Genomic DNA, 9,296 nt, shown 5'->3' on the forward strand with positions numbered 1-9,296 from the left:
CCCGGGTACGGCCAGCAGCCGCCACCGGGGTACGGCCAGCAGCCCGGCCAGTACGGCCAGCCGCAGCAGGACCCGTTCGGCCAGCAGGGACCCGCCAGCGGCGGCTTCCCGCAGCAGGGCTACGGCCAGCCCCAGCAGGGGTACGGCCAGCAGCCCGGTTACCCCGGTGGCCCCGGTTTCGGCGGCCAGCCGCCGAAGAAGAGCAACACCGGCCTGATCATCGGCGTCGTCATCGGCGTGCTGGTGCTCGTCGGTGGCGGCATCACGGGCGCCGTCCTGCTCTCCGGCAACAGCTCGAGCAGCAACTCCAGCAGCTCCTCGACGTCGCCCGACTCGGGCGGCACCGACAAGGGCAACAGCGGCAGCGACGAGGCCGACGTCAAGAAGGCCGCCGAGGCGTACATCGCCGCGGCCGCCTCCAAGAACGAGAGCAAGGCCAAGTCGCTGGCCTGCAAGGAGATGCTCGACGAGGCCGCGGCGGCGGAGAAGAACGCCACGCCGGAGCAGAAGAAGCTGGCCGAGGAGATGAAGAAGCTCCCGGCGCCCAAGATGACCTACAAGGGCGCGACGGTGTCCGGCAGCGAGGCGACCGTCAAGATCGAGGTCACCGCGAACTACGGCGGCCAGAGCCAGACCGTCGACTCCGAGTGGAAGTTCAAGAAGGTGTCGGGGGACTGGAAGTTCTGCACGCTGCAGAAGGACATCAAGATCCCGACGACCAGGTAGTCGTTCGCCGTACGTGAAAAGGGCCCGGCCGAGTTTCGGCCGGGCCCTTTTACGTACCTAGCCCTTGCTGGGGCGGCGCTGCGGCCTGGGCGCCGTCACACCGTCCGCGAGCTTGCGCGTGGTCAGCAGGAACGCGGTGTGCCCGATCATCCGGTGCTCAGGCCGCACGGCGAGACCGACGACGTGCCACGGGCGGACGAGCGTCTCCCACGCGTGGGGCTCGGTCCAGCACGTCATCTCTCGCAGCGCCTCCGTGACCGTGGAGAGCTGCGTGGTGGTGGCGACGTAGACGACCAGGACGCCGCCGGCGATGAGGTTCTTCGCGATCGTGGGCAGCACCTCCCACGGCGAGAGCATGTCGAGGATGACCCGGTCGACCTCGCCCTCGTGGTTCTTCACGTCGTCGACCGTGATCGACCAGTTGCCGGGGCGCTCGCCGAAGAACGTCTCCACGTTGCGGATCGCGTGGACCGCGTGGTCGTCGCGCACCTCGTAGGACTGGACGCTGCCCTTCTCCCCCACAGCACGCAGCAGCGAGCACGACAACGCACCGGAGCCGGCGCCTGCCTCCAGAACGCGCGCGCCGGGGAAGATGTCGCCGTACATGCAGATCTGCGCGGCGTCCTTCGGGTAGATCACCTGCGCACCACGCGGCATCGACAGAACGTAGTCCGGCAGCAGCGGGCGCAGCGCCAGGAAGTTCGTGCCGCCCACCGACGCCACGACCGAGCCCTCGGGCTGCCCGATGAGCAGGTCGTGCGGGATGGCGCCGCGGTGGGTGTGGTACTCCTTGCCGGGTTCGAGGACGACGGTGTAGTGCCGTCCCTTGGGGTCGGTCAGCTGAACCCGGTCGCCCGGACGGAACGGGCCACTTGCGCTAATCACCGCGCAATGGTGTCAAACGCCCTTCTCAATGGCCGCACGCAGGTCCTCCCTGCGCAGCACACCCGCCGGACGGCCCTCCAGGTCGAGGACGAGGAACTGCCACGCGGCCGTGCCCTGGACGCGTTCCACGATCTCCTCGCCGGGCTCGTTGGCGAAGATCACGGTCTCCGGCAGGATCGGCTCCGCTGCCTGCTCAGCGGGTGCGAACGGGCTCGTGGCGACGAGCTTCTCCGCCGCCTCCGTGTCGAGCAGACCGGCCGCGAAACCGTCCGCCCTGACCAGCACCACACCACGGCCGGCCGACGTGCTCAGCGCGTCCGCCACGGGGCTTTCCGCCGGCAGCTGGAGCACGGGGCGGATGAGGTCGTTGAGCGTGAGACCGGCGGGCCAGGTGCGACGGCGTTCGGTGGCGAGCTCGCTCTTCGCACCGGCGACGACGACCCACGCCGTCAGCGCGCACACGCCGAACCGCAGCCAACGGTCCTCCGCACCTTCCGCGATGCCGTAGAGCGACCACGCCACCAGTGCGATGGCGACGGCGAAACCGCCGACCACGGCGACACGGGTGCCCATCGCCCGTTGCCCGGTCACCGCCCACACGCCCGCTCTGACGATCCGGCCGCCGTCGAGCGGCAGACCCGGCAGGAGGTTGAACACGGCGACGGCGACGTTCGCGGCGGCGATCTGGAAGACCAGCACCCACACGACGTCGCCCGGTTCCATCACGAACGCGCCGATGCCGAAGACGATCGCGAGCGCCACGGAGACCATCGGTCCCGCGCCCGCGACCACGCCCTCGTGGCTGGGTTTGCCGGGTGTGCGCATGATCTCGGACAGCCCGCCCAGCAGGTACAGGCGCAGCCTTCTGACCGGCAGGCCGAGTTTGAGCGCCGCGACGCAGTGGCCGAGCTCGTGCGCGAGGACCGAGAGGCCGAGGAACACCGCGAACAGCGCGGCCAGGAGAAGGCCGACGCCCGGTGGCGTGCCGGGGGCGAGGTCGTCGACGAGCGGCGCGTAGAAGGCCACCACGATCGCCGAGCCGATCCACCACGACGGCGCGAGCACCACCGGGATGCCCGCCACCCGGAACAGCAGCAGGCCGCCCTCGCGTTCGCTGATCCGCGCAGCCACGGGTGCACTGTAGAGCGGGAGGTGTGATCTCGCGGTGTACCGCTCCCTTCGGACGGGCAGGTCCGGGAATTGTCAGACCCCTGTCCTAGGGTGCGAACCATGAGCACCACGTTGCGCAGGCCCGCGCTGTCGCCGTCCCGGGCAGGGGACTTCAAGCAGTGCCCGCTGCTCTACCGGTTCCGCGCGGTCGACCGGCTGCCGGAGAAGCCGACGAAGGCGCAGGTGCGCGGCACGGTGGTGCACGCGGTGCTGGAAGACCTGTTCGCTCTGCCGGCCGCCGAACGCGTGCCCGACCGCGCCCGCGCGATGATCACGCCTGCGTGGGAACGGGTGAAGGCCGAGCGCCCGGAGTTCTCCACCTTGTTCGAGGTTCCCGGCGGCGAGGAGGAAGCGGAGTGGCTGGCCTCCGCGACCAAGCTGCTCGACGGCTACTTCGGACTGGAGGACCCGCGCCGCCTCGAACCGGAGGCGCGCGAGCTGCTCGTCGAGTCCGAACTGCCGTCGGGCGTGCTGCTGCGCGGCTACATCGACCGCGTGGACGTGGCCCCAACGGGTGAAATCCGCGTCGTGGACTACAAAACCGGCGCCGCGCCCCGCGAGGTGGGCGAGGCGAAGGCGTTGTTCCAGATGAAGTTCTACGCCCTGGTCCTTTGGCGGCTGCGCGGCGTCGTCCCCCGCCAGCTGCGCCTGATGTACCTCGCCGACCGCCAGGCACTGGCCTACACCCCTGACGAGTCCGAGCTGTCCCGCTTCGAACGCACCCTCGAAGCCATCTGGCAGGCCATCATGCGCGCGGCCCCGACCGGCGACTTCCGCCCGTCCCCCAGCCGCCTGTGCGACTACTGCGACCACAAGGCGTTCTGCCCGGCGTTCGACGGCACCCCGCCTCCCTACCCCGGCTGGCCGGAGCCGGACGACACCGAGCCCCTCCAGGACCGCGACTGAGTGCCGGGACCGCGACATGACAGCCTTCTACCTGCCCCTGGGCGACGACACGTTCCGCTCGACCTCGCACACGGTCGGGCCGTGGGGCCCGGACAGCCAGCACCTCGGCCCGCCTTCCGCCTTGCTGGTGCGGTCCCTGATGGCGTTGGGCCGCCCTTCCTTCGCGCGCGTGACGTTCGAGGTGCTCGGCCCGGTCCCGGTCGCCGACCTGACGGTGTCCACTTCGGTCGAACGCCCGGGCCGCTCGGTGGAGCTGCTGTCGGCTTCGCTGGCTCATGAAGGTCGTGTGGTGCTCACCGCACGTGCGTGGCACATCGTCGGTTCGGACACCACGGCCGTGGCAGGCGGCTCCAGTGGCTCGCTGCCGCCGCCTTCTTCTGCCGTGCCGATGGAGATCCCGGACTTCTGGTCGGGCGGGTATCTGGCCGCCGTCGAGTGGCTTTCGGTGTCGGGCGGGATCTTCACGCCGGGCGACGCGCAGGTGTGGGCCCGCCCGCGTGTGGCCGTGGTCGAGGGCTTCGAGCCAACACCGTTGGAGCGGTTGTTCTCCGTGGTGGACTCGGCCAGCGGCGTTTCGTCCCGTGTGGACATACGCAAGTGGTACGCGATCAACACCGACCTGACCGTGCACCTGCACCGGCAGCCCGTCGGTGAGTGGGTCGGGATGGACGCCAGGACGACCATCGGGCCGGACGGGGCCGGGCTGGCGACCAGCACGGTGCACGACGTCGAAGGGCCGGTGGGGACGACGGCGCAGGCCCTGTTCGTGCGCGAGCGCGCTTAGATCCAGATCTGATCGAGAGCGCTGAACACACGCTTCGCTTCAGCGATCACCCTCTGAGATCCAACGCGCCCAACAGCGCGCGGACACACAGGTCGCGCAACTCCACGCGGTCAAAAGTCTGATGCGCCAACCACTCCACGCACATCACACGCACGAACTCCAGCCACGCCAACACAGCTGCGGACGCGAGTGGACCGTCCACCCCCGCCGCGTCGAGCAGGCGGCGTTGCAGGGCGGCGAACCCGCCAGTGATCACCGCCTGCACCACGGGATCGCTCGCCAGCACGCGATTCGCGGCGAGCACCAGGTTGCGGTTGGCCTGGAAGTAGTCGAAGTGCGCGTCGAGACCGACGGCGATCTGCTCGGCGAGCGTGCCGTCGCCCAGATCCTCGACCTCGGTCAGCAGCTGGTCGGTGGCGCGCTGGTGCACGGCGGCGACGAGGTCGCGCTTGCTGGAGAAGTGCCGGTACAGCAACGCGCGGGAGATGCCGGCGCGCGAGGCGACCTCCTCCATCAGCACGTCGTCGTAGGGCTTCGACGCGAACAGGGCAGCGCCCACGTCGATCAGCTGCGTGCGGCGGGCGTCCGGGGTCAACCTCACGCCGAGGAGCTTAGTTGACACATGTCTACCAGCGGGAGTAGACACGTGTCTACCAAGGGGGTGCGCGGATGGCGACGGCGTTGAGGTGGCTCGCCTGGACGATGGGCGTGGCATGCGTGCTGATCGGGGCGTACCACGTGCTGCTGGGCGTGGCATCGGTGCCAGGTGCGGAGAACGCCGGGGCGACGGTCGACAGCCGCGAGCGCTTCTACAACGCGATCTTCCTGGGCTACGGGCTGGCGTGGATCTGGGCGGCCCGGCAGCAACCGATCCCGGCCACCGCCGTCCGGTGGCTGGCCGGTGTGTTCGCGCTGTCGGCCGCCGGACGGTTGCTCTCGCTGGCCGTGCACGGGCAGCCGCACTGGTTCCAGATCCCGCTGATCGTCCTGGAAGTGGTGCTGCCACCGGTGTTCTTCTGGCTGGCGACGGCCGACGAGAAGAGAACAGGCGTACCGTTGACGGGACTGTGAAGAGGTTCGCGAACCGGCAGGAAGCGGGCCGCGCCCTGGCAGCGCGACTCGCGGAACGGCCGTGGCACGATCCGCTGGTGCTGGGTCTCCCCCGCGGCGGCGTCCCGGTCGCGAAGGAGATAGCCCGCGAACTCAACGCCGAGCTCGACGTCGTGGTGGCACGCAAGATCGGTGCGCCCGGTCATCCCGAGTACGGCGTCGGCGCCGTCACGGCGGACGGCGAGCCCATCTACGACCGAAGAGTCCTCAAAGCGCTGAACCTCACCGAGGAACAGCTGGGCCGCACCTGCGACGAAGAACGCGCCGAAGCCGCACGACGCACCACTCTCTACCGCAAGGACAGGCCGCTCACCGTCAAGGACCGCGACGTGATCCTCGTGGACGACGGGCTGGCCACGGGCGTCACCGCCAGGGCCGCCCTGCACTGGGTGCACAAGCACGAACCGAGAAGCGTCACCCTCGCCGTCCCCGTGGCCGCCAGAGACTCGCTCAGCACGTTCACGACCCCGATCGTCGCCATCCTCGTCCCGCGGCACTTCGGCGCGGTCAGCCGCTGGTACGACAGGTTCGATCAGACCACGGACGCCGAGGTGCTCAGAGCGCTCTCGTAGTGCTCCACCACCGGAAACGGCGAGTAGAACCCGTGCAGCAACTCCGACCAGCGCTCGTACGACGGTCCCTGCCGGAAGCCCACGGTGTGGGCCTCCACGGACTCCCACCGCACCAGCAGCAGGTAGCGCGACGGCGTCTCCAGGCACCGGAGGAGTTCGAGGCCGCGGAAGCCCGGCGAGGCGGAGATCAGCTCCCGCGCCTCGCCGAACGCCCACTCGAAGTCGGACTCCCTGCCCGGCAGCACGTCCAGCAGGGCGTGCTCGGTGATCACAGGCGGCAGAACCTGATGTCCGAGGCCAGCACGGCCTTGGCGCCGATCGCGGCCAGCTCGTCCATCACGCGGTTCGCGTCCGTGCGCGACACCATCGCCCGCACGGCCGCCCAGTCCGGGTGCGCCAAAGGCGCCACCGTCGGCGACTCCAGGCCCGGCGTCAGGGCGATGGCGTCGTCCAGGAGCGAGCGCGGGCAGTCGTAGTCGAGCATCAGGTACTGCTGGGCGAACACGACACCCTGGATGCGGGCCGTCAGCTGCTTCTTGGCCGCGGTCAGCTCCGAACCGGCGCGGTGGATCAGGACCGCCTCCGACTCGCAGATCGGCTCGCCGAACGGCACCAGGTCGTGCTGCCGGAGAGTCCTGCCAGACCCCACCACGTCGGCGATCAGGTCGGCCACGCCCAGCTGGATCGAGATCTCCACGGCGCCGTCGAGACGGATCACCTTGGCGGTGATGCCACGGGCCCTGAGGTCGCGGCCGACCAGCTTCGGGTACGCGGTGGCGAGGCGCTTGCCTTCGAGGTCGGAGACCTTCCAGTCGGTGCCGCTGGGGCCCGCGTAGCGGAAGGTCGACGCGCCGAAGCCCAGCGCCAGCAGCTCCTCGACCGAGGAGCCGTTGTCGTCGGCGCCCGAGTCGGCGGCCAGGTCGCGGCCCGTGATGCCGAGGTCGAGGTCGCCGGACGCCACGTAGATCGCGATGTCCTTGGGGCGCAAGAAGAAGAACTCGACGTCGTTGTTCGGGTCGAGCACGGTCAGGTCGCGCGGCTCGTGCCGCTGCCGGTAACCCGCCTCGGTCAGCATGGCGGAGGCGCGTTCGGCGAGCGCGCCCTTGTTCGGGACTGCAACGCGCAGCATGGGAAAGCCTCCGTCAGAGGTACTTGTAAACGTCTTCGAGGGTCAGGCCGCGGCCCAGCATGATCACCTGGAGGCGGTACAGCAGCTGCGAGATCTCTTCCGCGAGCTTCTCGTCGGACTCGTACTCGGCGGCGATCCAGACCTCGCCCGCCTCCTCCAGGACCTTCTTGCCCTGAGCATGGACGCCGGCCTCGAGCGCTGCGACGGTGCCGGAACCAGCCGGCTTGGTGGCGGCTCGTTCGGTCAGTTCGGCGAACAGGGAGTCGAAGGTCTTCACGGCACGACATCCTCCCATCCCGCGAGCCCCCGTCCACACCGCGGTCACATCAGTCCCACGGCGTGGACGTGATCTGTCCTGCATGGACACCCAGTAGCGTGAACTTCGTGTCGGAGTTCGCGGAGGTTCTGCAGGCGCTGCGCCGGGTGCGCGGCATCAACCCGTTCTTCGCGCTCGACGTGGGCCGTCCGGACGACACGTGGCTGCCGGGGACGGCGCTGCTGGAAGGCCCGGCGCTCAAGGACACGATCGACGCCATCGCGACCCGGTACAAGGCGGAAGAACCCCGCGTCGCGGCGAGCCTGTTCTTCCTCAGCTACACCGCGCGGCTGCTCAGCCCTCTCACCGCGGCGAACATCCCCATCGACGTGCGGCCGGAAAACCTGTGGTGGCAACACCACTCCGTGAACGGCCTGAGCGTCCGCATCGACGAACCGAGGCTGGGCCCACCGGCCGCCGAAGCGCTCGAACCCGTGGTGGAAGCGATCCAGTCGGTCACGCCGGTGGCGCGCGGATTGTTGTGGGGCAACGCGATGTCGAACATCGCGGGCGCGCTCAAAATGGTTGTTCGCGCACGCATGCTCACCGCCGAGGAAGCGGAACAACGCGGTGAACAGCTGATGAGCGCACCGCCGTTCGAACAGGCGGGTGAATTTCTGAGCTTCCCCGGCGAGGTCACGTTCCGCCGCCGGAGCTGCTGCCTTTACTACCGCGTAGCCGCTGGTGGGAAGTGTGGAGACTGTCCACTCGTGAAGTGATGAACACGACAACTCTTATGGCCGGTTGTGTTTAAGCCACCGATCAACTTACGGTGCACGCGCCGCAGTGACGGGAAGCCGGTGAAAATCCGGCGCGGTCCTCGCCACTGTGACCGGGAAGCGATCCCCGCCGAGCACGTCACTGGTCCTCTCACAGGGGCTGGGAAGACGCGGGGGCAGCGTTGATCCGGGAGTCAGGAGACCGGCTGCGGCGCCGCAAGGAGAGTTGACCTTCCACGAGGTATGGAGGAGCCCGTCATGACGAGCCCCGCAGCAAACCTGTCCGCCGTCCGCGTGCCCAAGTGGGCCTTCGCCGTCGCATCGCTCGGCCTCATCGTCACCTACCTGGTCCTGCAGGAGAACGGTCTCGCGCTCGGTGCGAGCTCGGAGCTGCTGCACGAGTTCTTCCACGACGGCCGGCACGCGCTCGGCGTCCCGTGCCACTGATCTGATCCCGATCAAGCACATGACGACGACGTACAGGTCCCTTGCGCTGCGAGGGATCGCGGCGGGCGGCATCGCAGGTGCCGCCTCCGCGCTCGTGCAACTGCTGGTGACCGAGATCCCCATTCGCGCCGCGCTCGCGGTCGAGGAGGCCCGGGAACCCGCCGGTGAGTCGGCCGGCCACTCGCACGGCGAGGAAGCGCTCGTCAGCCGTGGCGCCCAGGTCGTGGGCGGCATGCTCGGCGTGGTGATCGTCGGCATCGCCGTCGGCCTCGTGTTCGCCACGGCCTACGCGCTGTCGAAGCGCTGGTTCGTCGACCGCACGCCGTTCAGCCGCAGCTTCGCGTTCGGTGCCGCGGTGTTCGGCGCGGTGGCGCTGCTGCCGTGGATCAAGTACCCGGCCAACCCGCCCGCCGTCGGCGATCCGGAGACGGTGAACTACCGGACCGCGCTCTACCTCGGTGTCGTGGTGGCCGGTCTGGTGATCGTGTGGGGGCGCGAGCCTGCTCGCCGAGCGGCTGCGCGCGCAGTCGCA

The 9,296-nt window shown here is 69.4% G+C and carries 14 protein-coding genes and 1 riboswitch; of the genes, 8 read left to right on the forward strand and 6 right to left on the reverse strand.

Annotated features, from left to right (window positions below):
- On the forward strand, window positions 1-726 hold a 726-nt coding region (locus FXN61_RS50405), incomplete at its 5' end, for an Rv0361 family membrane protein (protein WP_188136130.1).
- Between the two features lie 57 nt (window positions 727-783).
- On the opposite strand, the gene FXN61_RS43670 is transcribed toward FXN61_RS50405, so the two are convergent.
- Window positions 784-1,611 carry a tRNA (adenine-N1)-methyltransferase gene (locus FXN61_RS43670; RefSeq protein ID WP_167979712.1) on the reverse strand — a complete coding sequence of 276 codons (828 nt, stop codon included), beginning with the start codon at window positions 1,609-1,611 and terminating at the stop codon, window positions 784-786.
- A 12-nt stretch (window positions 1,612-1,623) separates the two neighbouring features.
- Entirely contained in the window at window positions 1,624-2,742 is a 1,119-nt protein-coding gene (locus tag FXN61_RS43675; RefSeq protein WP_312878453.1) for a site-2 protease family protein, read from the reverse strand.
- 99 nt (window positions 2,743-2,841) lie between these two features.
- Here FXN61_RS43675 and FXN61_RS43680 point away from each other — a divergent pair, with 99 nt between their 5' ends.
- Window positions 2,842-3,687, forward strand: coding sequence for a RecB family exonuclease (locus FXN61_RS43680; RefSeq protein ID WP_167979713.1), 846 nt, complete (start codon window positions 2,842-2,844; stop codon window positions 3,685-3,687).
- Window positions 3,688-3,703: 16 nt separating this feature from the next.
- Window positions 3,704-4,471: a thioesterase family protein gene (locus FXN61_RS43685; RefSeq protein WP_167979714.1), complete on the forward strand. Its 768-nt coding sequence runs from the start codon at window positions 3,704-3,706 to the stop codon at window positions 4,469-4,471.
- Between the two features lie 46 nt (window positions 4,472-4,517).
- Here FXN61_RS43685 and FXN61_RS43690 read toward each other — a convergent pair whose 3' ends face one another.
- Window positions 4,518-5,072: a TetR/AcrR family transcriptional regulator gene (locus FXN61_RS43690; protein WP_312878456.1), complete on the reverse strand. Its 555-nt coding sequence runs from the start codon at window positions 5,070-5,072 to the stop codon at window positions 4,518-4,520.
- 68 nt (window positions 5,073-5,140) lie between these two features.
- Here FXN61_RS43690 and FXN61_RS43695 point away from each other — a divergent pair, with 68 nt between their 5' ends.
- Both FXN61_RS43695 and FXN61_RS43700 read left to right on the forward strand, forming a co-directional pair.
- Window positions 5,141-5,542 (forward strand): DUF4345 domain-containing protein, encoded by a 402-nt coding sequence (locus FXN61_RS43695; RefSeq protein WP_167979716.1) that lies wholly within the window; start codon window positions 5,141-5,143, stop codon window positions 5,540-5,542.
- Window positions 5,539-6,153: a phosphoribosyltransferase gene (locus tag FXN61_RS43700; protein WP_167979717.1), complete on the forward strand. Its 615-nt coding sequence runs from the start codon at window positions 5,539-5,541 to the stop codon at window positions 6,151-6,153. The genes FXN61_RS43695 and FXN61_RS43700 overlap by 4 nt, the downstream gene beginning before the upstream one ends.
- Here FXN61_RS43700 and FXN61_RS43705 read toward each other — a convergent pair.
- From FXN61_RS43705 to FXN61_RS43715, 3 genes are read right to left on the reverse strand one after another with little or no spacing between them, the layout of a single operon-like run.
- Window positions 6,114-6,425, reverse strand: coding sequence for an antibiotic biosynthesis monooxygenase family protein (locus FXN61_RS43705; protein WP_167979718.1), 312 nt, complete (start codon window positions 6,423-6,425; stop codon window positions 6,114-6,116). The two genes, FXN61_RS43700 and FXN61_RS43705, sit on opposite strands and share 40 nt — an antisense overlap.
- On the reverse strand, window positions 6,422-7,282 hold the full coding sequence (gene hisG / locus FXN61_RS43710) for an ATP phosphoribosyltransferase (RefSeq protein ID WP_167979719.1): 861 nt from the start codon (window positions 7,280-7,282) through the stop codon (window positions 6,422-6,424). Before hisG ends, FXN61_RS43705 begins: the two co-directional genes overlap by 4 nt.
- 13 nt (window positions 7,283-7,295) lie before the next feature.
- Entirely contained in the window at window positions 7,296-7,559 is a 264-nt protein-coding gene (locus FXN61_RS43715) for a phosphoribosyl-ATP diphosphatase (RefSeq protein ID WP_030471498.1), read from the reverse strand.
- A 107-nt stretch (window positions 7,560-7,666) separates the two neighbouring features.
- On the opposite strand from FXN61_RS43715, the gene FXN61_RS43720 reads away from it, so the two are divergent.
- The 3 genes from FXN61_RS43720 to FXN61_RS43730 all read left to right on the forward strand — a co-directional run.
- Entirely contained in the window at window positions 7,667-8,317 is a 651-nt protein-coding gene (locus tag FXN61_RS43720; RefSeq protein ID WP_167979720.1) for a (2Fe-2S)-binding protein, read from the forward strand.
- Window positions 8,318-8,365: 48 nt separating this feature from the next.
- Window positions 8,366-8,542, forward strand: a riboswitch (cobalamin riboswitch).
- Between the two features lie 33 nt (window positions 8,543-8,575).
- A complete protein-coding gene (locus tag FXN61_RS43725) occupies window positions 8,576-8,764 on the forward strand; it encodes a CbtB domain-containing protein (protein ID WP_167979721.1) in 189 nt (62 codons plus the stop codon).
- A 19-nt stretch (window positions 8,765-8,783) separates the two neighbouring features.
- Window positions 8,784-9,296, forward strand: a 513-nt coding sequence (locus FXN61_RS43730) for a CbtA family protein (protein ID WP_167979722.1), incomplete at its 3' end; no start/stop codon positions are given.

Source organism: Lentzea indica, assembly GCF_012184385.1.
Classification (GTDB): domain Bacteria; phylum Actinomycetota; class Actinomycetes; order Mycobacteriales; family Pseudonocardiaceae; genus Lentzea; species Lentzea indica.

Excerpts from the sequence above, each read along its gene's own strand:
- FXN61_RS43680 (WP_167979713.1), top strand. The coding sequence starts at position 2,842 with ATGAGCACCACGTTGCGCAGGCCCGCGCTGTCGCCGTCCCGGGCAGGG.
- FXN61_RS43685 (WP_167979714.1), top strand. The coding sequence starts at position 3,704 with ATGACAGCCTTCTACCTGCCCCTGGGCGACGACACGTTCCGCTCGACC.
- FXN61_RS43695 (WP_167979716.1), top strand. The coding sequence starts at position 5,141 with ATGGCGACGGCGTTGAGGTGGCTCGCCTGGACGATGGGCGTGGCATGC.
- hisG (WP_167979719.1), bottom strand. The coding sequence starts at position 7,282 with ATGCTGCGCGTTGCAGTCCCGAACAAGGGCGCGCTCGCCGAACGCGCC.
- FXN61_RS43725 (WP_167979721.1), top strand. The coding sequence starts at position 8,576 with ATGACGAGCCCCGCAGCAAACCTGTCCGCCGTCCGCGTGCCCAAGTGG.